The sequence below is a fragment of the Pseudoalteromonas sp. T1lg88 genome, from assembly GCF_002964765.1.
Lineage (GTDB): Bacteria > Pseudomonadota > Gammaproteobacteria > Enterobacterales > Alteromonadaceae > Pseudoalteromonas.
Map to the genome: position 1 here is coordinate 38,367 of NZ_PQCF01000004.1, position 23,064 is coordinate 61,430.

Annotated in this window: 26 protein-coding genes; 6 read left to right on the top strand and 20 right to left on the bottom strand. The window is 49.0% G+C overall.

Annotation, left to right across the window (positions count from 1 at the left end; translation table 11 throughout):
• Window positions 1-41 precede the first annotated feature (41 nt).
• Genes C2M34_RS01435 through ccoG form a run of 4 tightly spaced genes read right to left on the bottom strand, consistent with a single transcriptional unit; the run spans window position 42 to window position 3,758 of the window.
• A complete protein-coding gene (locus C2M34_RS01435) occupies window positions 42-674 on the bottom strand; it encodes a thiol:disulfide interchange protein DsbA/DsbL (RefSeq protein WP_105200017.1) in 633 nt (210 codons plus the stop codon).
• Between the two features lie 16 nt (window positions 675-690).
• Window positions 691-1,311, bottom strand: a complete 621-nt coding sequence (locus C2M34_RS01440; protein WP_105200016.1) for a thiol:disulfide interchange protein DsbA/DsbL — start codon at window positions 1,309-1,311, stop codon at window positions 691-693.
• A 34-nt stretch (window positions 1,312-1,345) separates the two neighbouring features.
• On the bottom strand, window positions 1,346-2,323 hold the full coding sequence (locus C2M34_RS01445; protein WP_105200015.1) for a serine/threonine protein kinase: 978 nt from the start codon (window positions 2,321-2,323) through the stop codon (window positions 1,346-1,348).
• 1 nt (window position 2,324) lies between these two features.
• Entirely contained in the window at window positions 2,325-3,758 is a 1,434-nt protein-coding gene (ccoG, locus tag C2M34_RS01450; protein WP_105200014.1) for a cytochrome c oxidase accessory protein CcoG, read from the bottom strand.
• A 213-nt stretch (window positions 3,759-3,971) separates the two neighbouring features.
• Here ccoG and C2M34_RS01455 point away from each other — a divergent pair, with 213 nt between their 5' ends.
• Both C2M34_RS01455 and C2M34_RS01460 read left to right on the top strand, forming a co-directional pair.
• On the top strand, window positions 3,972-4,313 hold the full coding sequence (locus tag C2M34_RS01455) for a hypothetical protein (protein WP_105200013.1): 342 nt from the start codon (window positions 3,972-3,974) through the stop codon (window positions 4,311-4,313).
• 6 nt (window positions 4,314-4,319) lie between these two features.
• Window positions 4,320-4,517, top strand: a complete 198-nt coding sequence (locus tag C2M34_RS01460) for a hypothetical protein (protein WP_105214933.1) — start codon at window positions 4,320-4,322, stop codon at window positions 4,515-4,517.
• Between the two features lie 34 nt (window positions 4,518-4,551).
• On the opposite strand, the gene C2M34_RS01465 is transcribed toward C2M34_RS01460, so the two are convergent.
• From C2M34_RS01465 to gspC, 13 genes are read right to left on the bottom strand one after another with little or no spacing between them, the layout of a single operon-like run.
• Window positions 4,552-5,157 carry a UPF0149 family protein gene (locus tag C2M34_RS01465; RefSeq protein WP_105257881.1) on the bottom strand — a complete coding sequence of 202 codons (606 nt, stop codon included), beginning with the start codon at window positions 5,155-5,157 and terminating at the stop codon, window positions 4,552-4,554.
• The gene (locus C2M34_RS01470; protein WP_105200010.1) at window positions 5,157-5,921 is read right to left on the bottom strand and encodes a type II secretion system protein N; all 765 of its coding nucleotides are present in this window, start codon (window positions 5,919-5,921) and stop codon (window positions 5,157-5,159) included. Before C2M34_RS01470 ends, C2M34_RS01465 begins: the two co-directional genes overlap by 1 nt.
• A gap of 2 nt (window positions 5,922-5,923) precedes the next feature.
• Window positions 5,924-6,394 (bottom strand): type II secretion system protein GspM, encoded by a 471-nt coding sequence (gene gspM, locus C2M34_RS01475; RefSeq protein WP_105200009.1) that lies wholly within the window; start codon window positions 6,392-6,394, stop codon window positions 5,924-5,926.
• Window positions 6,391-7,596, bottom strand: a complete 1,206-nt coding sequence (gene gspL / locus C2M34_RS01480; protein ID WP_158677981.1) for a type II secretion system protein GspL — start codon at window positions 7,594-7,596, stop codon at window positions 6,391-6,393. Before gspL ends, gspM begins: the two co-directional genes overlap by 4 nt.
• Window positions 7,593-8,585, bottom strand: coding sequence for a type II secretion system minor pseudopilin GspK (gene gspK / locus C2M34_RS01485; protein ID WP_105214939.1), 993 nt, complete (start codon window positions 8,583-8,585; stop codon window positions 7,593-7,595). Before gspK ends, gspL begins: the two co-directional genes overlap by 4 nt.
• On the bottom strand, window positions 8,578-9,351 hold the full coding sequence (gene gspJ, locus C2M34_RS01490; RefSeq protein WP_105200291.1) for a type II secretion system minor pseudopilin GspJ: 774 nt from the start codon (window positions 9,349-9,351) through the stop codon (window positions 8,578-8,580). The genes gspK and gspJ overlap by 8 nt, the downstream gene beginning before the upstream one ends.
• Window positions 9,351-9,758 carry a type II secretion system minor pseudopilin GspI gene (gspI, locus tag C2M34_RS01495; protein ID WP_233997926.1) on the bottom strand — a complete coding sequence of 136 codons (408 nt, stop codon included), beginning with the start codon at window positions 9,756-9,758 and terminating at the stop codon, window positions 9,351-9,353. Before gspI ends, gspJ begins: the two co-directional genes overlap by 1 nt.
• Window positions 9,755-10,339, bottom strand: a complete 585-nt coding sequence (gene gspH, locus C2M34_RS01500; RefSeq protein ID WP_105200006.1) for a type II secretion system minor pseudopilin GspH — start codon at window positions 10,337-10,339, stop codon at window positions 9,755-9,757. The genes gspI and gspH overlap by 4 nt, the downstream gene beginning before the upstream one ends.
• A gap of 2 nt (window positions 10,340-10,341) precedes the next feature.
• Entirely contained in the window at window positions 10,342-10,764 is a 423-nt protein-coding gene (gspG, locus tag C2M34_RS01505) for a type II secretion system major pseudopilin GspG (protein ID WP_105200005.1), read from the bottom strand.
• A 44-nt stretch (window positions 10,765-10,808) separates the two neighbouring features.
• Window positions 10,809-12,041 carry a type II secretion system inner membrane protein GspF gene (gspF, locus tag C2M34_RS01510; RefSeq protein ID WP_105257883.1) on the bottom strand — a complete coding sequence of 411 codons (1,233 nt, stop codon included), beginning with the start codon at window positions 12,039-12,041 and terminating at the stop codon, window positions 10,809-10,811.
• Entirely contained in the window at window positions 12,041-13,537 is a 1,497-nt protein-coding gene (gene gspE / locus C2M34_RS01515) for a type II secretion system ATPase GspE (protein ID WP_325034819.1), read from the bottom strand. Before gspE ends, gspF begins: the two co-directional genes overlap by 1 nt.
• A 52-nt stretch (window positions 13,538-13,589) precedes the next feature.
• Entirely contained in the window at window positions 13,590-15,656 is a 2,067-nt protein-coding gene (gspD, locus tag C2M34_RS01520) for a type II secretion system secretin GspD (protein ID WP_105200002.1), read from the bottom strand.
• A gap of 24 nt (window positions 15,657-15,680) precedes the next feature.
• Window positions 15,681-16,550, bottom strand: coding sequence for a type II secretion system protein GspC (gspC, locus tag C2M34_RS01525; RefSeq protein WP_233997925.1), 870 nt, complete (start codon window positions 16,548-16,550; stop codon window positions 15,681-15,683).
• A 267-nt stretch (window positions 16,551-16,817) separates the two neighbouring features.
• On the opposite strand from gspC, the gene hslR reads away from it, so the two are divergent.
• The 3 genes from hslR to C2M34_RS01540 all read left to right on the top strand — a co-directional run bounded on the left by hslR (window position 16,818) and on the right by C2M34_RS01540 (window position 19,886).
• Window positions 16,818-17,219, top strand: a complete 402-nt coding sequence (gene hslR / locus C2M34_RS01530) for a ribosome-associated heat shock protein Hsp15 (protein ID WP_234000064.1) — start codon at window positions 16,818-16,820, stop codon at window positions 17,217-17,219.
• Window positions 17,220-17,227: 8 nt separating this feature from the next.
• The gene (gene hslO / locus C2M34_RS01535) at window positions 17,228-18,076 is read left to right on the top strand and encodes an Hsp33 family molecular chaperone HslO (RefSeq protein WP_105214947.1); all 849 of its coding nucleotides are present in this window, start codon (window positions 17,228-17,230) and stop codon (window positions 18,074-18,076) included.
• A 271-nt stretch (window positions 18,077-18,347) separates the two neighbouring features.
• On the top strand, window positions 18,348-19,886 hold the full coding sequence (locus C2M34_RS01540; RefSeq protein WP_105199998.1) for a phosphoenolpyruvate carboxykinase: 1,539 nt from the start codon (window positions 18,348-18,350) through the stop codon (window positions 19,884-19,886).
• A gap of 163 nt (window positions 19,887-20,049) precedes the next feature.
• Here the strand turns inward: C2M34_RS01540 and envZ are convergent, their stop codons facing one another.
• The 3 genes from envZ to greB form a co-directional block, all read right to left on the bottom strand.
• Complete coding sequence (gene envZ / locus C2M34_RS01545) at window positions 20,050-21,369, bottom strand: two-component system sensor histidine kinase EnvZ (protein ID WP_105257885.1); 1,320 nt, start codon at window positions 21,367-21,369, stop codon at window positions 20,050-20,052.
• Entirely contained in the window at window positions 21,369-22,088 is a 720-nt protein-coding gene (ompR, locus tag C2M34_RS01550; protein ID WP_105214951.1) for an osmolarity response regulator transcription factor OmpR, read from the bottom strand. Before ompR ends, envZ begins: the two co-directional genes overlap by 1 nt.
• A 100-nt stretch (window positions 22,089-22,188) precedes the next feature.
• Window positions 22,189-22,671 (bottom strand): transcription elongation factor GreB, encoded by a 483-nt coding sequence (gene greB, locus C2M34_RS01555; protein WP_105214953.1) that lies wholly within the window; start codon window positions 22,669-22,671, stop codon window positions 22,189-22,191.
• 77 nt (window positions 22,672-22,748) lie between these two features.
• On the opposite strand from greB, the gene C2M34_RS01560 reads away from it, so the two are divergent.
• Complete coding sequence (locus tag C2M34_RS01560) at window positions 22,749-23,063, top strand: hypothetical protein (protein ID WP_105214955.1); 315 nt, start codon at window positions 22,749-22,751, stop codon at window positions 23,061-23,063.
• The last annotated feature ends 1 nt before the right edge of the window (window position 23,064 follow it).

The window sequence follows — 23,064 nt, forward strand, 5'->3', positions numbered from 1 at the left end:
AACCGCATCAAAAGATGCGGTTTTTTTATCATTGGCCGTACTTACTTCTTGGCCAAGTAATTGATTAGCGCCGCGATATCATCTGGCTCGGTAACGCCAGAATCACGACCTAAGATCAAACGATACTTACCGTTAACGATAAAGGTAGGTACGCCTTTCAGGGCACCCTTCTCTTTATAGTATTCTTGGTCGCGCTGCATCTTTGAGGCTTTAGTGCGTACCGCAAAGCCTTCGAATAACTTGTCGAACTTTTGTGCATCCACGCCATTGGCAACAAACACGTCTCTTACGTCGGCCATTTCGTTAAACTGCGAACGTTTATTGTGAATGTGGTTAAAGATGGCAGCAACCAAAAGCTCTTTTTCAGGTAACACACTGGCCGTTGCCAAGGCTTGCGACAACATGTCCTGGTTTTCTGCGGTGCGACCACCCATAAAGTTTACATGGCTGCGCTTAAAGCTCACACCTTCGTTTAGCTTAGGCTTAACGTCTCTTAGTAAACCTTCATAAGCATTACAGGCAGGGCAGTAGAAAGAGAAGAATTCTTTTACTTCCGGCTTACGGCTAGCACGCTCAGAAACGACTTCATAGTGAGTACCTTCTTCAAACTGTGCTGCCACTGCTGTCAAAGGTAATGCCAGCGCCATTAGCGCTAGGGCAATAAACTTCTTCATACCTTTATTCTCCGTGTTATTTTTCTAATAAATGGTTAACGAGCTCATTAAGCTCTTGCTGCGACTTCACAGTGTGTACATGCACCTTGTATTTGTCGTTAACAATAATGGTAGGCACGCCCGTTAGAGCGCCGGCCTTGGTATACGTTTCTTGCGCTTCCAGAGCGGCCTTTTCACCGGCCAATACCGGCATGCTGCTTGCTAACATGCTATAACGCTCGGCGCCAATGCCCTGCTCCGCCAATAATTTTTCTACCGCTTGCTGCGATTGCAGTGGCTCGCGTTGCAGATGAATACTCTTGAAGATGGCCTCAGATACCTGTTCGCCTTTACCTTCTTGCTGAGCGATTAGATACGCCGTAGTTAGGCGATTTTGCGCAGCCTTATCCAAACGTAAAAAGTTTACATGGCTTTTAATAAAGGGCACATCCTTTGGCAAGGCATCTTTAAGCGCACCGACCGCCGGCTCAAGACGATAGCAATGAGGGCAGTAAAAAGAAAAGAACTCGGTTACCTTGTCACTTTCAGAGGCCTTAGTATCAAGCACTTGGTAATGCTCGCCGGCCTTAAAGTCGGCTGCCCAAGAGGCCAGAGGTAAACAAAGTAGTAATAACGAACCTGTTAGTGTTTTTATCATAATCGTCTCTTTTAAATTCAATTTGGCTGCGCGCTTATGGCATCAATTTCAACGCTGGCTCATCCAGCGCCGCCAGTTGCTCTTTTAATGCCAGAGTTTGCTGCTCCCAGTATTTGTCTTGTGCGAACCAAGAAAAGTTCCGCTCAAATGCCGGGTCTTGCCAACGTTTGGCAATCCAGCCCATATAATGCACCATGCGCATCGCCCGCAGCGGCTCTATTAAACGCAACTGGCCATGCTCAAAATGGGCAAACTCCTCATAGGCATTCACCAGGGTATCAAGCTGGACCAGCTGATTTTGCCGATCGCCACTGAGCATCATCCATAAATCCTGCATTGCTGGGCCCTGACGGCTATCATCAAGGTCAACAAAGGTTAGCATATCATCGCCGGACCAGAGAATGTTGCCAGCGTGGCAGTCTCCATGCAAGCGTATAGTAGCAACACTCTGGTATAAGCGGCTAGCTTTGTCGATAACCTGATCGAGCACGGTGTAAAAAGGTAAAGACATTGCCTCACTTACCAAGTTACTGTGCTGCAAATGAACCTTGGCTTGATATAGATATTCATCACAGCCTAGCACAGGCCGCGTGGTAAAAGGTTTTGCCGCCGCCACCTTGTGCATGCGGCCAATTAAACGGCCAAGCTGTTCTAGCTGGTCGAGATTATCCATCTCAAACTGGCGGCCACCAACGCTGGGGAACAGCGTAAAGCGATAGCCTTGATGCTCAAACAGTGTCTGACCATCAATACGCAACGGCGCCACCACAGGTACCTCGGCTTCTTGCAGCTCGGCACTGAAGCTATGCTCTTCGAGGATCTGCTCATTACTCCAGCGCTCAGGGCGATAGAATTTTGCCACATAGCGGCGCTGATCCTCAGCTATAAACTGATAAACACGGTTTTCGTAGCTATTAAGCGCCAAGAGCCCAGACTCAGCATAGATGCCCACACCATCGAGGGCATCTAAAATGGTATCCGGGGTTAAGGAAGCAAAACTAAATTCACTCACCTTAACGACCCTTAAAGAAATTACTGCTTTGCTTAATTTGCGTCTCGGGATCGGTCACCGGGTAAAGCACAAAATTAAACTCTGTCATCGGCTTTTTCAGATCGTAAGGGTCGATAATCACAGACAAGGGCAGATCGTGAGAGCGTCCCGGTGCGACGCTAAACTCAAGTTGACCAATCACCTGATAATGCTCCAGCCCCTCAACCTCAACTCGGAACTGCTGCGCTACCTGAGCCTTATTCAATACCTTCAATGTGTAGGTGTTTTCTACCAAGCCATCAACATTGATACGGAACAACTGGTTACGGTCACGAATAATATCGAGATCCATAGGCACCCGCATGGCTATATTAGCCGCCAGCGCGCCGATAAGGATAAAGAGAATAATAGAGTAACCAATTAACTTACCGCGCACCGGCTTGGTTTTCTCGGCGGAAGCCTCCAGGTTACGTTCCGTGGTATAGGAGATCAGGCCACGAGGATAATTCATCTTGTCCATAACGCCGTCACAGGCATCAATACAGGCGCCACAGTTAATGCACTCGTACTGCAAGCCGTTACGAATATCTATACCGGTAGGACACACCTGTACACAGAGGTTACAGTCGATACAGTCGCCCAACCCCAACTCTATAGGATCTTGCTTGCGCCCACGCGGACCGCGGTTTTCGCCGCGCTTGGCATCATAACTTACGGTAAAGGTGTCTTTGTCGAACATGGCCGACTGGAAGCGCGAATAAGGGCAAATATGCAAACACATAATTTCCCGCATCCAGCCCGCATTACCATAGGTACAAAGGGCAAATACGACAATATTCAACAGCGCATAGCCGCCCACAGAAAAGGTCACAAAGTCGAACACCAGCTCACGCATGGGCGTAAAGTAGCCGACAAAGGTAATGGCGGTATACAAGGAGAAAAGCAACCAGCTGCCATGTTTGGCCGTTTTGCGCCAAAACTTATCAAAGTCCATGGGACGCTGATCCAGCTTTTTACGCTGGTTGGCGGTGCCTTCAAACTTCTCTTCAAACCAGATAAAGATAAAGGTCCACACCGTTTGCGGACAGGTATAACCACACCAGACACGGCCGTAGAAGGTGGTCACCAGAAACAGCGCAAAGGCGGCAATCATAAAAATAAAAGCGAGTATGGTTAAGTCTTGCGGCCAAAAGGTCAGGGCAAAAATACTGAACTGCTGATTACCTATATCGAATAAAACCGCTTGCTGGCCGTTGTAGTTAATCCAAGGCAACAACATAAAGGCGAGCATACCGACTAAGCCAATACGCTGTCTTAGCAACTGGTGTAATCCGGTGACGGCTCGGACATAAATACGGTTACGGGGATTAAATCTATCGTACTCGGCCCCGCTGGGCTTTTCGATTTTCACGTCACTGGGTATGTTTTTTACCTTGATCCGCTGCTCTTTTTCCATCTTAGTTCCTCAACGCCAGGGATTTAGGAATGGGCAAACTTACCTAATTGGTTATTAGGTTTGTCGTTTCGGGCAAGTATATCAATTCGGCCACCAAAATGATGTAACCAGAAGATTATATTTAACCCTAAGCGCCTTAATAGGCTTGCTTTTAAAACCCAGAGTTTACTACACTATCAGCGTCCCCGTTGCCACCTAGATCAAGGTTTACTCATGAAGAAGTTATTACTGTTGGTCGTTATTCTGTTAGCACTGCTAAGTGTTGATCATCCTTTGATAAAAAATCCCCGTGACAAAATTCTTGGCTCTGTGGTGTCGGATTTAAGTGATTCCACTCAGGTACAACGGGAAGTGAAGGCAAAACATGCCCTAGCTGAGGTCCGCTCTCAACTTAAATTAAACAAAGATCAGGACGCCCATCTCGCCGACATTTTTAAAACGGTTCGCGGCATGCATGACTGGGAGAGAAAATACTGTAAAAACAGAGAACTCAATCAGTATTTTTATGGTGACGATTTACTGCAGACCTGCACCATTATTGCGGCCACCCACTAGTAAGCTATGGACTTTTCGGCACTCAATAAAAAGCAAGGTGATTCTTTTGCCGAGCACAAGCGTCTGCTGCAGCAACTGAGCAAGGGCAAAACCGTGTTATGCAAGCACTGCCAAGGTGCCATCAGCCTGCAACTCGCCGAACCCGGCTATGCCAGAGCCCGTTGCACCAAGGGCTGCACCGACCTGCTATTGCAACTCGGCTAAGCTCACCCAAGAAGACATAGCGAAAATGGCGGGGTTAGGTTTCCCAGTGCGGCTCATCATCGAATAAACCACTTTGCACCGCAGTAAGCTCAATCAGTTCGGCAAATCCCAGACTAAAATCAGCCATCATATCGACCAGAGCATCGTTAAATGCCTGCTCATCCTGACCAGAGTTTGCCGCATGTATGCTGAATTGCTCAGCATCGGCAAATAATCCAAGTACAGTGACCGCCTGAGCAAGCATATCTTTACTTTCTTCGGGGCACGATGGGGCACTTAGCAAGGGTTCAAGGTAATAGCTGACACCCAGCACAAAGCCTTGTGCCCATTGATGCAACTCGGCATCGGCAGCTAGATTATCCCGCCAGCGCTGTGCAACTGCGACATTGCTAGTAAGCTTAAAACCGGTCTCATACACCTGCTCACTTATATCCTGATGCAGACTCAGCAGTGCAAATAAAACACTTTCATCGCAATCGGCGGCATGGCCACCAAGCACCTCTTGCAACCATTGCTCTTCCTCTATGGGAGCAGGAGCACAGATAAGTGCAAAAAGATAACCCTGAACCTGAGCCAAGGGCATAGCATTACCAGCCTCCCTCAGGTAGTCACGCAAAGAGGTTAGCGCTTGCTCACTCATTAGAAATCGATCCGATAGCGACCGTCGGCTCCCTGCGCTCCCAGGAACTGCACCGCATCATGTACATCCTTAGGCAGGCTGGCATCCGGTTTAATAAAGCCTTTAACGCTAAACTGACCACGGTCGTTAAAGCTGGCATCAACCTGTAAACCCAGACGGTTTTCCTTGGTAACCGTCACCTTAGCAGCACTATTTACGCAGCTAAGCTCACCTTCCAGCTCACCAATGCTAAACCAACCGTTACGACCCTTCACGCTGATATCCGCAGAGCTGATGGTGCCGGCTAGCGCTTGGCAATGAGGCTCACCGAGTTGGTAGTTATCCAGTTCAACAAACACCCGCCCCTTGGCCTCTGTAGGTATGGGTAGACGCACTCGCTGTAAAACTTGCTCAAGAGAAAGTCGTGCCTGGGTATCGTGAAGCTGCAGCTGCTTGTTAAACAGGCCATAGACTAATTGACCCTGGGCCGAAATTTCATTGGTATTGCGCTTATTACCTAGCACCAGATCCATATTCAACTGCGCCTGCAACAGCGCCAGCGGCTTAACCTGCCATTTCACCTGGCTGACATACTGGCCCTGATAACGCGCCCCGTGCACCTGGCCTTGCCAGACCGTGCCCGTGGCCGGACCCAACTGTAAGCCAGGTGGTAAATCTTTTTTAAACCAGTCCAAGGCCACCGAAGCGGGCAGCAGGGCAATGGCGAAAACCAGCAAAAAAACAACAAATACAACGGCTAGACCGCTGATTTTCTTCACAGACATAGTTACTCCAGAACGATACGACTAACACGGACATGGCCCGGTTTTGGATCTAAAGACAGCTCGATATTACTAATGGTCACGCCATGGTTTTTGACTATGTCGTCCAACCAAGACAAGAGTTGATTAAAGGGCACACTATCAATATTTAAACGCAAACCTTCACCACTGGGCTGCATGCGAGCGATCTCAATTTGATAGCGTGAACGGGTGCTGTTCACCACCTGGGTGACATTACCACTGGAGACAGCTTTTACGGAGCCGCCCTGGGCCTTTATTTGCACCACACTTTGCTGCACAAATTGCAGCAATTCTTGCTGTTTGCTCAGCTCTTGTTTGGCCTCAGCAACGGCGTTATTTAACGGCCGATAGATCACCATAACAAAGAAAAAGATGATAAAAATAACGCCGGCGATGCTTAGCAAGCGCTGCTCTTGTGGCTTCAATGATTGCCAATAATTCGTTAATGCGCTCATTGTTCGCCCCTTATGCGTAATTCACCCACCACGGTTTCGCCGTCATTGTTTAATGACCCCTGGTCGACACTGAAACCGCGCTGTTCCAAGCGCGCCTTTACTTGTGCAAAACTTTGGAAGTCTTTGGCTCTGGCGCCAACCCGTAATTCATTGCGGCGCTGATCAAAACGCAGCGTTTGCGTTACAAACTCATTGCTTTGCTGCACGATATCGGCAAAATCCTGCAACATCATCAGAAATTCAGCGCCGCCGCCCTGACTCTGGCCGCCCAGTGCGGTATTAATCTGGTTACGGATAAGATGCGGACGCACCTTGGTGCCGGGGAAAGCCGACTCATAACTGCTCACTACCTGCTCTTTCACCGACTCGGCCTGAGAAGAATAGTGATACCACTGTCCCCCCTTGACGCCCAGCATAAAGACCAGAGCCACACCCGCGGCAACCATGGCCGGACGCCATACCTTAATCCAACCACTGCTTTTTTTCTTGTAGGCAAAGGTGCCTTGGCGCAAATTGATAGGTGAGATGGCCTTGGCGAACATGGCTAAAGGCAATTCAAACTTATCTTCGTGGCTATAGGTTTCAATTCCCAATTCGCCACTGGGTAATGGACTGTATAAGTCTAAGGTCTCGATGCCTGCCGAGATTAAATAGGCCGCTGCCCAATCCGGCTCCAGCTGAGCGCCTTGCCACTGGCTGGAACGCACCAAAAAACTGTCATCATTAATGGCAATAGCGCTGGCTCTTTGCGGTGCAGGCTCGGGTAGCAAGAGGGCATCAACATACACATTCACTACGGCAATATCGGCTTCAGCAAATAGCTCCAGCCAGTTTTGCAGCCACTGCTTATTAACCAGGGCGATATTAATAAAATGATTATCCGCCTCGCTGTAGGCATTGCCATGGGCGATAAACAGGCTGTCGATATCGACCGTCACCTGCTCTTCCACCATAAAGGGTAAGGCCTGAGCCAGCTTGCGATTCCACTTCGCGGGCAATTTCACGCTTTGCAGTTGCACCTGAGCGCAGGGCACTACTAAGGTGCAATCGCGATTGCGCGCCTTGTCCGTGAGTCCGGATAAAGCGGTTGCCTCGGCCAGGTGGCCGCTGGCGATAATTTCGTCCTCTGCGGGATTATATACCAGCCAATGAATAGGCTGATCTGGGCGCTCGCCCACGTGGATCAGTAAGGATTCTCTCACTGCAGGCCTCCAAATTTTCGCGCCATAATGGAAATTTCTTTATTATTTATTTGTAATAGCGAGGTCATAGTAAACTCAAACTCGACAAAAGTTGCGGTTGTTTGCAATTGAAAATACGAACTTTTCAGCACAAACCGACCATCGTCCTCTTTAACATCACGGCCCCCCTGCTGGGTTACCTCGTTAACAAAGTCGCTCAGCGAATCAAAGCCTTTTTCCGGGCGTGCACTGATCACCGACTGCGCCGATGACTCGTCCAACCCTTCAATCATAGCAGCCAGAAGCAAGGCTTGATCTTCGGTAATGGTATTTACATTCAATGCAAACACCTCACTGCCGGGGATCACGCAAACATAAGGAGCCAATTTACGCATCGCCAGCGGGTTAAACCCTTTTACCAGGCGTAACTCGGAAAAATCGGCAAAGAAGTTATTGGCGGTTAAATAAGGCACATCCCGGGATAAATACTCGTCTTCCTCGGCGCCGGAACGCATGGTAATACTGTCTTCATCCACCCAGTCAAACACGCTGTCGGCCATAGCCTCTTCAGACTCATCACTTGGCAAATCATCGATTTCCTTTAATAAGGCTAGCAGAGCCTGATGAGCCGGGTTAGATTTTACATAGCCGCCGTTTTGCGTTTGAGGCTCAGCCCGTAGCGCATTAAGATTTAAACAGGCTTGCAAGTCTTTAATTTCCCCAGCAATGGTGCCATTTTCCACAGGAAACGGCGTATTAGCTGCCAAAGCCCAGCTCTGTTTCAGGTGCATTTTGTCCGGCTCTTCTTCGATACTTTCGCGCAGCACCTTTTGCGCTAGGGCCTCCGCCGCATAGGCATACCATTTAGCCTGACGAAAATCGTTAAGATTCGATGACTTTTGCACCTGAACCATAAGATTCATACTCATCTGCGCGGCAATGGTTGCGGCTAGGGCAACAATAAATAAAACAATGATAAGGGCCGCCCCGCCTTGATGACGATTAACCATGATTAGGGCTCCCCGTCGAACCGCCGCCACCCGAGTTGTTGCCGCCTTGATTATTATTTCCACCTTGGTTACCGCCCTGGGAACCAGCTGAACCACCGCCTGAATTATTTCCTGAACCGCCTTGCTGCACCGGGATATCGGCGCCCTGACCTGCCAGTAAAAATAGGCGACGAATTGGGTCGCCTTCTTTTAAGGTCAGATCCACGGCAACGGCCTTAGGTAACAGTTCCTGCTGCCATTGCTCCTGCCACTTTTGCGCCTGGCCGTTAAAAAACTCAAACCTAAAATCTTCCACATCATTTAACAGCACCTGCACTCTAGGCTCACTGCTGTCTAACTGATCGACATAAAGACTATACAAACGCTCTAAACGCCCTTCTTGCACCCGATAGGCTACGGCTTGTAGTTCACTGCGCGGCAACAAGTAGCCCGGGTTGGTCCAGCCGTTGCGTATAAAGGCAATGCCATCTAGTTCACTGCCAAATAAAAAGCGCTCGTGTAACAGGTATTTTTCCTGAAAATCGCCAGCCTCATTGCGCACCTTGCGCTTACTTATCTGACTAAAATCCTGTTCCATCACCCGAAAAACCGTCTGCAAACGTGATAGGTTATCCAATGTCTCTTCCGACATTTCCTTGGTTCGGGTGCTGACCTCAAAAATCTGGTGGGTTGCGCCGATAATAAAGGCCATTACGGCCAAGGCTACAAGCACCTCAACCAGGGTAAAAGCACGTTGGCGAGACACATTAGCAAAGCGGCTACGCATCATGTTTTACTCGCCTCTTTATCTATATAGGTCGCGAGCTCATAGGCAAATTGTTCGCGCTCTTCATCGGTAAATACGGATATCACAACTTTCACAAAGCTGCTGTTGGCGGTGCGTATCACTTCCTGTTGCCAATACCAGGTTACTCCGGCCAACTCGGTTTTGCCCTTGGCACCATTTTTGGCATCCCACTTATCTCCTTGGGCGCGAATTTCAACCAACTGGTTTTCCGCGACCCAGGAGCCATAGGTTTGTTCTTGAATGGCGCCTAAATGATTAATATGTTCGCCACTGATCTGCATGGCAGCGATCCCGGCCATGGCACAAATACTGAGCGCCACTAAAACTTCGATAAGGGTAAAGCCAGCGCTGCGCTTACCTGAGCGAGATCTATGCTGAGCCATCATTGCAGCTCTTCTTGGTAAAGGCTAACCGGCGCCATAAATTCCCCTTCGATAATAAAGGGAGCCAGATCTTCGTCCGCATCCTGCAAGGCAAGACGTAGTTGAAACGGGCTGATTTCGCCTGAGGATAGGATCATCACTTGGGGGATCTGCATTTTTTGCAGTTCAAGAAAGTCATCGTCATCGGCTCCCAATAGTTTTTGCCAATCCACTTCATTCAGCAGACTATCCTGCGCCCAAGGGAGATCTTCTTGATTCAGGGTCAGGGAAAAGTCGGACTCCAGCTTTTTGCCTTTCAGCACACCATCGCTGTCATCCAATGCTTGCCATTTTTGCTCACCATAAACCATAAACTCATAACCATTTTCGTCATCTACAAATAAACCGAGCTGACGCTGATTAAGGATGGCGTATTCGGACGCAAAGTTAATGCTGGTTTGCAAGGCAAAGGCCGTTTGCTCTAACTCGTCGTGGCGTGAATCATCAATGCTATAAACTATCAGGTTGGCGCTAAACGCAATAATTGCCAGCACCACCAGAATTTCGATTAGGGTAAAACCGGATCGATGATTCACCGCCTTCATGCTTAGCGCTCTTCTTCGTCCCAGTTACCGATATCGTCTTCGGTACCTGCTTCGCCGTCAGGGCCCATAGAAAATACATCAATCTTACCGATTTCACCCGGATAGATTAGCTGGTAGGGGTTACCCCAAGGGTCCAGTGGCAATTCATTGATAAAACCACCTTCAGGGAAACGCTTTGGAATTGGCTCTATGCTGGTTTTGGTCACGAGTGCTTCCAAACCCTGCTCTGTAGTTGGGTAGGTATTAACACGCAACTTGTACATGCTTAGCGCATCTTCAATTTGCTGAATGTCCAACTGCGCCTTATCAAGATCGGCTTCTTCTTTTTGTCCCATGATATTCGGGGCTACAATCGACATGATCATGCCTATGATGACCAATACCACCATCACTTCAAGTAATGAAAAACCAGACTGCTTTCTCATTGTTCGTACCTCTAAATTTACTGAAATCTGTATTTACTTGGCCACTATAAGCCAATTGCCTTGTTCATTGCCATGATTGGCTGCAATATTGCCATTACGATAAATAGCACAATTAGTGCCATGCTCGCTATCATTGCCGGCTCTAAGAGTTTTAATGACACATTCACCATGGTCTCAAACTCGCGGTCCTGGTTGTCTGCAGCACGCTCAAGCATTTGCTCCAACTCACCGGACTTTTCACCGCTGGCAATCATGTGCAGCATCATGGGTGGGAAAAGTTTAGACTGTTCCAAAGAAGCACGCAGGCTGGCACCTTCACTGACCCGAGTAGCAGCCTCGGCCACCGCCTGTTTGATCTTATCGTTCTCTAATACCTGACCGGAAATCTTCATGCCTTCAAGCAAGGGCACAGAACTGGAAGAAAGGATACTTAGGGTACGGGCAAAACGCGCTGTATTCAGGCCACGACTGACCTTGCCTAAACCAGGCATGGACAATAACCGGGAATGGTACCAAAAACGAATATTGGGGCGCTTCAACGCCTGCTTAATAGCGACCACCACGGCTATCACCACGACCAGGGTAATAAACCAGTAGTTTTGTACAAAGGCACTGGCCGCCATTACCCATTCTGTGGTCCAGGGGAGAGCCTGTTTGGATTTCTCAAACGTCTTTAGGATCTCGGGAACGACAGTACCAAGCAAGATAGAAACTATGGTAATGGCGAACACCACAAGTATGGTGGGGTACACCATGGCCTGCACTATCTGCGAACGCATATACTGGCGCTGCTCGGTATAATCCGCTAGGCGATTTAACACCTGATCCAAATGCCCGGATCTTTCCCCTGCCGCCACCATAGAACGATAGAGGTTATCGAAAACATGAGGAAATTCCGCCAGGCCATCGGCCAGGGTGTAACCCTCGACCACCTTGGAGCGTACCGCCATCAGCATCTTCTTGAGGCGAGGCTTTTCACACTGTTCGGCCACCGCCATCACCGCGGCTTCTACCGGCAGTGCAGATTGGATCAGGGTCGCCAACTGGCGGGTGATCAAGGCCAGATCTGAGGTCGCGATTTTCGCCTTAAACAGACCGCTAAACAGGCCGGTTTTTGCGGCACTGGCCTTCTCCTGCGAGGCTGCCAGCTCAACGGCTAAAGGCATCAAGCCCTTATCACGTAATTGTTGACGTATCTGTTTTGCCGTATCGGCCTCTAAAATGCCCTTTTTTTCTTTGCCTTTGCCATCCAGAGCTCGATATTCAAACGCCGCCACTATTGCTCCTCACGGGTAACCCGTAATACTTCTTCGAGAGTGGTTTTGCCTGCCAGCACACGGGTACACCCATCGCCACGAATACTCGGACTATGCTGACGAATGTATTTCTCAACCGCTTGCTCGCCCTTACCATTGTGAATAAGTTCGCGAATATGGTCGTTCACGATCAACAGCTCATGAATACCGGTTCGGCCCTTATAGCCATTGTAGTTACATTCTTCACAACCCACGGCGCGGTAGATGATTGGCGCCGATTCAGCACTAACGCCGAGCATCTGACACTCATTGGCATCGGCCTGATGCGGCTGCTTACAAGATTTACACAGGGTACGTACCAGACGCTGCGACAAGACCCCAAGTAAAGATGAAGAAAGTAAGAAGGACTCAACGCCCATATCTTCCATTCGGGTAATGGCACCAGCGGCGGTGTTGGTGTGCAGGGTCGATAATACCAGGTGACCGGTTAAAGATGCCTGCACGGCGATCTGTGCCGTTTCCAAGTCACGGATCTCACCGACCATCACCACATCCGGATCCTGACGTAAAATAGCCCGTAAGCCGCGGGCAAAGGTCATATCCACCTTAGGGTTCACCTGAGTCTGGCCTATGCCAGGAATTTCATATTCGATCGGATCTTCAACGGTTAAGATATTACGATCTCTACTGTTGATTTCGCTCATACCGGCATACAAGGTCGTACTCTTACCCGAGCCCGTAGGACCGGTCACCAGGATAATGCCGTGAGGCTTGCGGATAAGTTCGGCAAACAGCTCCTGATTGTGCTGCGTCATGCCTAAGTCTTGTAAGTTAAGGCGGGCGTTGTTTTTGTCCAACAAACGCAGTACCACACGCTCACCAAAGCTCGATGGCATGGTCGATACCCGCACATCAACGGCGCGGCCGGCAATTCTTAAACTAATACGACCGTCTTGCGGTACCCGCTTTTCGGCGATATCCAGCTTGGCCATAACCTTGATACGCGACACTAAAAGCGACGACAATTTGCGGTTGGGTTTAAGCACTTCTTTAAGCACGCCATCGACACGAAAACGTATCACCAGATCCTGCTCAAAGGTTTCTATATGTATATCCGAGGCGCCTTCTTTAATGGCTTCGCCGAGCATGGCATTGATCAACTTGATGATAGGCGCATCATCGTCACCCGCCAAGAGATCTTCGGTTTGCGGCAGCTCTTCGGCAAGAGAGAAAAGATCCGCCTCGTTGCCGATATCTTCCATGATCTGCTGGGTTTCGGAGCTGTCTCTTTGGTAAGAGGCTTCCAATAGCAGCTCAAATTTATCTTCTGCGAGCTTTTCCACTACGAAGCCGCGTCCCGCGAAACGGCGCACTTCCAACATCACCTGCGCGTCTAGCTCATTGGCGTAGTACAACACCAATTTTTGGTCCTTGTCGACCAACAAAACCTGGAAACGGCGAGCATAGGCAAAAGGCAGTCGCAACGGCGCTGCGGCAAGCACTTCCGATACTTCCATCAGCTCTTCGTCGCTTACCGGCAGCTCAGGAGAGGCATCATTGGCCACTTGCTCAGTCATTGTTACGCTCAGCCTTATTCTGTTCTCTTAGGTACTCTTCATACGTAGGAGGCAATACCAGGGCGTCGTCCCACTCCGGCAGCATAGGCACCTTCTCGAATGGCATAAGGTCGATACCATCGTCATCCTGCTTTAACTGCTCGCCACGGATAAAGTTATACTTGCTGTGGCTAAGACGGTTCATGCTTTCGCTGTCGCGAAGAATCGTCGGGCGAATAAAGACAATCAGGTTACGCTTACGCTTGGCCGTACTAGTGGACTTAAACAGGTGACCCAGCACTGGAATATCACCCAGCAATGGTACCTTAGAAACACTTTCTTGTACGTCTTCGTCAATCAAGCCACCTAACACCACCATGCCGCCGTCATCGGCTAAAACGGTTGTGGTAATGGCACGCTTGTTGATGGAGATATCCACCGCGGTAGAGCCGGCAACGTTCGATACTTCCTGCTCAATTGTAAGTTGTACCGCCGAGCCATCGTTGATTTGCGGCGTTACTTTCAGTTTCACACCCACTTCCTGACGCTCAACGGTCTGGAATGGGTTATCGTTGTTACTGCCAGTCGATGAACCTGTGATAATTGGCACTTCCTGACCCACGATCATCGAAGCTTCTTCGTTATCCATGGTGGTGATCGAAGGCGTTGCTAGAATGTTCGAGTTAGTATCATTTGATACCGCCTGAACAATAGCGCCCCAGTCGTTGCGGACAATACCCATGGCCAGACCATTGATACCGCCTAACAACGCGGCTAATGGACCTAAGTCACCTTCTTGAGTACGTTCGATTGGTGTTACCGTGCCATTTTCAGAGCCGATAACATTATCAATAATGGTTTCATCACGAGCCTGCTCTGCGGCCACGGCCAATGAACCCACCGGTACTGTGGTGCCGTTATTAAACTGCAGCATGCCGCCTTCTTCGGTGATCCACTGCAGGCCAAAATTAATGCCGTCGCCTTCCGATACTTCAACGATAATGGCTTCGACCAATACCTGAGCACGGCGGATATCCAAACGCTCTATCACTTTCTCAAGCGAGCGCATCATATCCGGCTGGGCGGTAATAACCAGTGAGTTGGAGTCACTATGAGCTTCGATGCTGATATCGCTGCGAGAGCGACGCGATGTTCGTTGAGTGGCAGCGGCGCCCTGTTGTTCTTCGGTCAGTGATTTACTTACACCCTGTAGTACTGTGACCAAGTCTTCGGCCTTAGCGTAGTTAAGATAAAACACCTTGGTATTACCCGTGCTTTCCAACTCGTTATCAAGACGTTTCACTAATTCGATGGCACGAGTACGGGCCTGGCCTTCACCACTGACGATCACGCTGTTGGTACGCTCATCGGCGACCACGCGAGGGATCAAAAACTCAGGCACACTGCCCTTGCCGGTATCTTTAAAAATATTATCGACTACCGATACCACATCCGCGGCGGTGGCATGTTTCAGGCGAACGATATCAACGCTCTTATCACCGGCTTGGTCAACCAGGCGAATGATCTCTACGAGACGGTTAACCGACTCGGCATGGCCGGTCAGCATCATTACGTTTGATGGGTTAAAGTTGGTTACATGGCCGCCGTCTTTTTGATCGCTGAACTGACGAATAAGCGGGCCGAGCTCTTGCACAGTTACGTTTTTAACTCGTACTACGCGGGTCACCAGCATATCGCCGCCGTAACCGTCTTCTTCGCCGATCACAGGCACATTCGTCTTTTTCGCGTCTGAGCTTTTTTCAACCTTAAGAATACCGTTAGGCATTTCTACCGCGGCAAAACCGTGCACTTCCAGCACGTTAAGGAAGAATTGATAATACAATTCTTCGTCCATCAATTCATAACTGCGGACATTGATTTTACCGCGCACATTGGGATCTATGATTACGGTTTTATTCAGGTTTTTACCGACGATATTAATAAATTCATTAATATCCGTGCCTTTAAAATTTGCCGCATACTCAACTGCATACAGGTTTAAACTAATACCAGCGGCAAAAAAGAGCGCACCATATTTGGCCAGCCCTTTTAAAACTTTTGTGCGAAATTTCGCGCCCATTATTCTTCTCTCCACACTTTGTGATTATTGCAGGCTAAATTGCACGTCGATAAGCTGGCCATTACGGTTGACCGTAATCGCCGCTTCTGTACTTGAACGAAGCTCCTGCAAAGCCGCCATTGCTTGTTTCATATCGGTGAGTTGATAGCCATTAATCGCAACAGCAATATCATTATTCTCTAAGCCCATCTGCTTAAACAGCAGGGGATCTTTACCCGGACTTAACTTGTAACCCTGCAACTGTCCCTGGTTGCGCACCGGACTAACACGAATATAATCCGTCAGCTTGCCAGGATCCGCCAATACCTCTTCGCGTTTTTGTTGTAACTCTGCTTTGAGTTCGGGATCGGCGGTGACATTCACGCTTTGCTTAGCCTGTTGTCGGCTTGGTCCGGATTTTTCTGGCTCCTTGCTGGCCGGAACCGGCATACTGACCGTTTTGGTAAAACTGACGCCATCGAGCATCAGGGTTTCAAAACGACCATTAACGTCCAAAATGGCGCGATCGGGCAAAACTTTAGCCAGTTTTGCTCGGGTGCCCTTGATCACATCATCTATGCCGTAGGTTTCCTGGCTACCCTGGGATTCGATAATGGCCAAGCCAGCACTATTATCATCGGTGGCCGCCACAACCCCGGTAAGGTTGATGCTTAAACGTGTCTCAGGAGCATCGCTGGTCACTTCTTGCTTGGGCTGCTCCTGCACTACCGCTGCAGCATCACCAAATAATTTAACTGCCTTAATAGCGGCAATATTGACGCCATTTTTTGCCGTCGACGAGGCCGTCGCCGGCGGCATGACCGCCGTAACTTGCGGTTGTGGCCACAGTAACCACACCAACGAAGCCGCTAAATAGCCACAATATATTGTCGTAGCCAGCACTATAGCAGTCACAATCTTCGTCTGTGGAAGCTGTTTAAGCCTTTGTTGTAGTTGGGCTAAATCCAAAACTGTTCACTATTATCATTCTGTTAACTAACGCCACATAGTACATTCATCACCTGCGTTCAACAAGCGCGTACTGTAGCAATATGTAAAATCGGGCAAGGACTATATAAGCTAAGTAAGGCATCTGTATTACAATCTTGCCAACTTTTTTTACACTTGCTTATATGTTAACTTTGCCCCTCTATATATGGGCTTGCAATAAGGCCAAACATCGTGACCAAAACCCCCGAACAAAAACCCGACCCGGTACGCTTAGATAAGTGGCTTTGGGCGGTGCGTTTATATAAGACCCGCGCCCTGGCTCGCGAGATGGTGCAAGGCGGCCGAGTACATTACAATGGACAACGCTGTAAACCCAGCAAACAGGTTGAGGTAGGTGCGCAAATTCGTCTCGCTCAGGGCTTCGATGAAAAGCAAATTACGGTAATTAAATTACTTGAAAAACGCGTTGCCGCCCCCATTGCTGTGACTTGCTATGAGGAAACAGAGCAAAGTAAGCAAAAACGCGAAGAAAACGCGCAAGCCCGGAAAAATAACGCCTTCTTTGCACCGCATCCAGATCACAAGCCGGATAAAAAACAGCGCCGTGAACTGATCAAGTTTAAAGCCAGATAGAGAAACACATGCAGCAAGATCTACTATATCGTTATATTTTTGAACAACTCGACGTGCGCGGCGAGTTAGTGCAAGTAAGTGACGCTTTCACCCAAATGGTGGTAGGACGCGACTACCCTGACCCGGTTAAAAAACTCTTGGGCGAGCTGTTTGTAACGACTTCTTTACTCACAGCAACCTTAAAGTTTCAAGGCCATATTAATGTGCAAATCCAGGGCGATGGCCCGGTTAAATTTGCCGCAATAAATGGTGACCATGAACAAAATATGCGCGGTGTAGCCCGTATGCAGGGTGAAATAAAAAGCGACAACCTGCTTGAGTTGATGGGTAAGGGTCATATGATCATCACCATCACTCCTATCAAAGGCGAGCGCTACCAGGGCATAGTGCCGTTAGAGCATGACACCTTGGCAAAATGCGTTGAGCAGTATTTTGCCCAGTCGGAGCAGCTGCGCACGCGTCTGTGGTTTGCCACCGATGTCACCGAAGGCCAAGAGCGCGCCGCAGGTTTATTTTTGCAGGTATTGCCTGTGCATCAAGGGGAGAAATCGGAAGCCGATTTCAGCCATTTAGAAACACTGAGCGACACGGTTACTAACGATGAGCTGCTCAACCTCGATGCCCATACAGTGCTAACGCGCCTTTATCACGAAGACAACCCCCAGTTGTTCGAGCCGCAGCCGATTCGCTTTAAATGTACCTGTAGCCGTGAAAAAACCATGGATGCCCTAGTCAATATAGGCCAGGAAGAGTTGCTCGCCGACGTCCATCAAAATGGCGAGATAGTGATCAGCTGTCATTATTGCCTGACTGATTACCGCTTTAACGAAGAGCAGATTAAAGCGATTTTTAATTAATATAGGCCTAAACGAAGGCGATAAAAAACTCGGGTTATTAACGCCCGAGTTTTTTTGTGAATAAAAATGACACCGGTATCATAAGAACATGCATTTTTCATGACACCGGTATCACTGTAATTATTCATGTTTTTTCACCTAAAACGGGCATTTTTAGCGACTTCAAAGCTCGTATATGCACAAACCATCTGTTACTATAATTTGCATATCAAAGCACTCTCACACCGCTTTAGATTAACCGTTCAATCTCTCACAACTTTTAGGTAAAAACATGACTTCAAGCGCTACTCGTTTTGTTGATCTTACAACTGCAGAACTAATCGAGCAGGCAATTCGCCGTGGTGAAGGTTCTCTTGCTGCTAACGGAGCTTTCGTGGCTAAAACTGGTCGTCGTACCGGCCGCTCTCCTAACGATCGTTTTATCGTAAAAGAGTCTAGCACCGAGAACGATATCCAATGGGGTAACGTTAACCGTCCTTTCGATGCTGATAAATTCAACGCCCTTTGGGAGCGAGTTGAGAATCATGTATCGCAAAACGACCACTTCGTTTCTCACCTTGAAGTAGGTGCGGATCCAGAGCACTACTTACCAATCGTTGTAACCACTGAAACTGCTTGGCACCATGTTTTCGCTAAAAACATGTTCATCCAGCCGGAGCACTTCAACAAGGCCAACATGCCACAGTGGCAAATCCTAAATGTACCTTCGTTTGTATGTGAGCCAGAGCGTGACGGTACAAACAGTGACGGAACGGTCATCATCAACTTCGCAGAGCGTAAAGTACTACTTGCTGGTATGCACTACGCGGGCGAAATGAAAAAATCTATGTTCTCAGTACAGAACTTCCTACTTCCAGCTAAAGGCGTGCTACCTATGCACTGCTCTGCAAACGTAGGCGAAGCAGGCGACACTGCCCTGTTCTTCGGTCTATCTGGTACTGGTAAAACAACTCTTTCTGCGGATCCAAGCCGTTTCCTAATCGGTGATGACGAGCACGGCTGGGCACCTGGCAGCGTATTTAACATCGAAGGCGGTTGTTACGCGAAATGTATCGACCTGTCTCAGAAGAACGAGCCTGTGATCTGGGATGCTATCCGCTTCGGCACCATCCTTGAGAACGTTGTTCTGGATGACACACGTACTCCTGATTACACAGATTCATCACTTACGCAGAATACTCGTGCCGCGTACCCACTTGAGCACGTAGCCAAGCGTAAAGAAGAAAACCGCGCTGGTGAGCCTAAGGCCGTGGTATTCCTAACTTGTGACGTAAGTGGCGTACTACCTCCTGTTTCTGTTCTAAGCGAAGAAGCAGCTGCATACCACTTCCTAAGCGGTTACACAGCGAAAGTAGGTTCAACCGAAATCGGTTCAACTTCTGATATCGAATCAACCTTCTCTACTTGTTTCGGCGCACCTTTCTTCCCTCGCCCAGCTGGCGTTTACGCTGAGCTTCTAATGAAGCGCGTTCGTGAGTTCGGTGCCAAGGTATACCTAGTAAACACAGGTTGGACTGGTGGTCCTTACGGCGTTGGTAAGCGTTTCGACATCCCGACTACGCGTGCCGTTGTTGATGCTATCGTATCTGGCAAACTAGCCGACGTTGAAACTCAACATATCGACGTACTAAACCTAGACGTACCGGTAGCCGTACCTGGCGTTGATAGCGCGGTTCTAAACCCAATCAACACTTGGAACGACAAAGAGAAATACGCAGAATACGCACAGAAACTAGCGAACGACTTTAACGAGAACTTTGCTAAGTACGACGTATCTGACGCCATTAAACAAGCTGGCCCTAATAGCTAAGGGTCAACTTCTTTAACTTAGCCATAGCGCTGAGAATTCGCACCAACGCCAGCTTTATGCTGGCGTTTTTGTTACTAGAGCCGAGCCGTGAGCTTATAACTCAATCAGCAGACAGGTGCCTAGCGCAAGGGCAAAAGGAAAAAAACAGGATGCAACGCCGGCTTTATGCCGGCGTTTTTATGGGTAGGTAGATGGTGGCACACAAACCGCCTTCCTTGCGATTTCTTAATTCCACCCGGCCGTTATGCATGGTAATAATGCGCTTAATAATGGCCAGGCCTAAACCGCTGCCCTCACTGCCACGAGCCTGATCGCCCTGGGTAAAGGGCGCAAACACCTTTTCCAGCTCAGACTCGGGAATACCCGGGCCTCTGTCTTTTACGCTCACACAAACATGAGTTTTACGGGCGTTATAGTGGGTTACCACCTGGATGTCATCATCGGAGTAACGCAGGGCATTTTCAATCATATTGGTCAGCACCCGTTTTATGGCCACATGACTCATGGGCACGTTGGGCAAGCTGGGATTGAGGTGAGCGCTAATTTCCCGCCCCTGCACGCGCCCATGCTGTTGCTCCGCATGCACTACTTCTTCCACTAGGGCATTCAGATCTTCCCTTTGATAATCGCCCTTATCATGGTGGCGCAGGTACTCAATAAACTGATCAATAATGGCATTCATGTCTTCGATATCATGAATTATGCCTTCGCGCAGGTAGTCCTCATCGTCAGACATCATTTCCGTCGCCAGACGAATACGGGTTAAGGGGGTACGCAAATCGTGGGAGACACCCGCCATAAGCAAGCGCCTGTCCTGCTCAAGGGCGGCAATACCGCGCGACATCTTGTTAAAGGCCCGGGTCACTTCCACCATTTCCGTCGAACCTTGTTCATCGACCTCGGTACTGAAGTCCCCCTTACTCACCTTAATAGCCGCTTCCTGCAAGGCCTTTAACGGGCGGTTGAGGTGACGGGCAAAGAGCCAGCCACCGAGCACACTGAGAAAACCGATACTGGTCAGGTAAAAGGTTAAGAATTCAATATTGGCTTCGGTAAAGCCCGACAGCGGCACCCGCACCCAATAACCCGGTGCCTGCGGTGGCTCTATCCAATAAATCAGAGGATCGGTTTGACTGATGCGCACCCGGGCCGAGCCATTGAGCTGCTGCGACATAATATTCGAGAGCATGGAGTACTCTCGCGCTTCGCCTAAGCCATTAATGTAGGCATCGCGCTGAGTTAATATCTCAATACCGGTTTCCTCAAGGAAACGCTTGGACACTTGATCACTCACCTCAACGCCGTCATTAACGCCGATAAACACGGTTTTTACCTGTTTGGCGAGCATGATGTTGACCTGCTCTATGGTCGGCTTAACCACATAGAAGCTCACCGCTACATAAGACACCACCTGGTTGATCAGCAGCAGGGCGCCAACCAGGAAAACCGTTTGTCCAAAAGCGCTTCGAGGAAGTAAGTGCATCAATTATTGCCGTCGGGTACGAATACGTAACCTAGTCCCCAAACGGTTTGAATATAGCGAGGATTGGCGGCATCCACCTCTATCATCCGCCTCAGGCGCGACACCTGCACATCGATGCTGCGCTCCAGGGCGCTGTAGTCACGGCCCCGAGCCAGATTCATTAACTTATCCCGACTTAACGGCTCGCGAGGGTGCGAAACCAAGGCTTTAAGCACAGCAAACTCGCCGCTGGTCAGGGAGATCACCTCATCGCCTCGGGTCATTTCCCGGGTCGCCAGATTAAGGGCAAATTCACCGAATTTTACCAGGTTCTCTTCGGCAGAAGGGGCACCGGGCACCTCTTTGGCGCGGCGGCGCAGGATGGCCTTTACACGGGCCAGCAATTCACGGGGATTAAAAGGCTTAGGGATATAATCATCGGCACCGAGTTCCAAGCCGATAATGCGGTCTACCTCGTCCCCTTTCGCGGTCAGCATAACAATCGGAATTTCATTTTCCTTTTGTCGTAAACGCCGACAAATTGATAAGCCATCTTCACCGGGCAGCATTAAGTCGAGCACCATGAGGTGAAAGTTTTCCCGCTCCAGCAATTTATCCATTTGCTCTGAGTTGGCGGCACTGCGAACGATAAAGCCCTGCTCAACCAGGTATCTTTCTAACAGGCTGCGTAAACGCATATCATCATCGACAACGAGGATTTTGGTGGTTTCTTGTCCCATCTTCTTGCTTAATTTTTCTTGTTGTAGCCTTAACTATATGCGAAATACCCGAGTTGGGAAACGCCCAAGGTTAAGAAGATTGTTACATTTGTTTTCCGCCTTACTCTTCACCTTGCTGATAGCGAATACTATTGATATACCACAACTTTCGACCATTAGGCGTGTTCACCCAGGCCTCGTCATCGACTTCCTTTTTCAACAGAGCGCGAGCCATAGGGGCATCAATGGAAACCACGGCCTTGTTATCGTAAATTTCATCTGGGCCGACGATTTGAAAGGCCAGCACTTCGCCTTGCTCATCTTCAACCTCCACATAGGCACCAAAGAACACCTTACCTTCTTGCTTCGGGCTGTAATCTACGACTCTAAGCTCGTCCAATCGCTTTCTTAAGTATCTGACTCGGCGGTCAATTTCCCGCAGACGCTTCTTATTATATTGGTAATCGGCATTCTCAGAGCGATCGCCCAAACTCGCCGCCCAGGCCACTTTTTTTGTTACTTCAGGACGCTCGGTTCGCCATAAATGGTCGAGTTCAGTTTGTAATTGCAGATAACCACGGCGGGTGATTAATTTCGTTTTCATAAATAATGTTCAGTTTTCGTTCATATAAACAGGGTCATATTTACCCCTAGGTAGTAATTTTATAGGCAGGTGATGGTATGCAAAAGTACAACTTGAAGTACAACCTGCTTTTTGTGTTTGCCTTGTTTGCCCTATGCGGCCTATTCGCAAGCCAACACCTATTCACCTCAGCTGCCAACTCCAGTGACCAGTATAGCCTTACCGTTAGTGTCGATACGGCACAAAATATCAATCCTGATAGCGATAATGATCACGACCCTGAGCATCCGCTAAGCCCTGCTATTAAGCAAGCGGCCTTAGCAAAAAATACAGTGTCGATAGCGCCCAGTGCGCCGCTTAACCGTCGAGTGCTCACCGCAGCACAACAAAGAGCACCGCCACACCTCTCTTAAA

Bases quoted from the DNA above. Each gene is read 5' to 3' on its own strand.
- C2M34_RS01440 (WP_105200016.1), bottom strand. From the start codon at position 1,311: ATGATAAAAACACTAACAGGTTCGTTATTACTACTTTGTTTACCTCTG.
- gspE (WP_325034819.1), bottom strand. From the start codon at position 13,537: ATGGAAGTATCGGAAGTGCTTGCCGCAGCGCCGTTGCGACTGCCTTTT.
- envZ (WP_105257885.1), bottom strand. From the start codon at position 21,369: ATGCACTTACTTCCTCGAAGCGCTTTTGGACAAACGGTTTTCCTGGTT.
- C2M34_RS01560 (WP_105214955.1), top strand. From the start codon at position 22,749: ATGCAAAAGTACAACTTGAAGTACAACCTGCTTTTTGTGTTTGCCTTG.
- C2M34_RS01435 (WP_105200017.1), bottom strand. From the start codon at position 674: ATGAAGAAGTTTATTGCCCTAGCGCTAATGGCGCTGGCATTACCTTTG.
- C2M34_RS01470 (WP_105200010.1), bottom strand. From the start codon at position 5,921: ATGTCTGTGAAGAAAATCAGCGGTCTAGCCGTTGTATTTGTTGTTTTT.
- C2M34_RS01540 (WP_105199998.1), top strand. From the start codon at position 18,348: ATGACTTCAAGCGCTACTCGTTTTGTTGATCTTACAACTGCAGAACTA.
- C2M34_RS01460 (WP_105214933.1), top strand. From the start codon at position 4,320: ATGGACTTTTCGGCACTCAATAAAAAGCAAGGTGATTCTTTTGCCGAG.
- gspD (WP_105200002.1), bottom strand. From the start codon at position 15,656: ATGGGCGCGAAATTTCGCACAAAAGTTTTAAAAGGGCTGGCCAAATAT.
- gspH (WP_105200006.1), bottom strand. From the start codon at position 10,339: ATGAAGGCGGTGAATCATCGATCCGGTTTTACCCTAATCGAAATTCTG.
- hslO (WP_105214947.1), top strand. From the start codon at position 17,228: ATGCAGCAAGATCTACTATATCGTTATATTTTTGAACAACTCGACGTG.
- ccoG (WP_105200014.1), bottom strand. From the start codon at position 3,758: ATGGAAAAAGAGCAGCGGATCAAGGTAAAAAACATACCCAGTGACGTG.
- gspI (WP_233997926.1), bottom strand. From the start codon at position 9,758: ATGATGGCTCAGCATAGATCTCGCTCAGGTAAGCGCAGCGCTGGCTTT.
- greB (WP_105214953.1), bottom strand. From the start codon at position 22,671: ATGAAAACGAAATTAATCACCCGCCGTGGTTATCTGCAATTACAAACT.
- C2M34_RS01465 (WP_105257881.1), bottom strand. From the start codon at position 5,157: ATGAGTGAGCAAGCGCTAACCTCTTTGCGTGACTACCTGAGGGAGGCT.
- gspJ (WP_105200291.1), bottom strand. From the start codon at position 9,351: ATGCGTAGCCGCTTTGCTAATGTGTCTCGCCAACGTGCTTTTACCCTG.
- gspK (WP_105214939.1), bottom strand. From the start codon at position 8,585: ATGGTTAATCGTCATCAAGGCGGGGCGGCCCTTATCATTGTTTTATTT.
- ompR (WP_105214951.1), bottom strand. From the start codon at position 22,088: ATGGGACAAGAAACCACCAAAATCCTCGTTGTCGATGATGATATGCGT.
- C2M34_RS01455 (WP_105200013.1), top strand. From the start codon at position 3,972: ATGAAGAAGTTATTACTGTTGGTCGTTATTCTGTTAGCACTGCTAAGT.
- gspM (WP_105200009.1), bottom strand. From the start codon at position 6,394: ATGAGCGCATTAACGAATTATTGGCAATCATTGAAGCCACAAGAGCAG.
- gspG (WP_105200005.1), bottom strand. From the start codon at position 10,764: ATGAGAAAGCAGTCTGGTTTTTCATTACTTGAAGTGATGGTGGTATTG.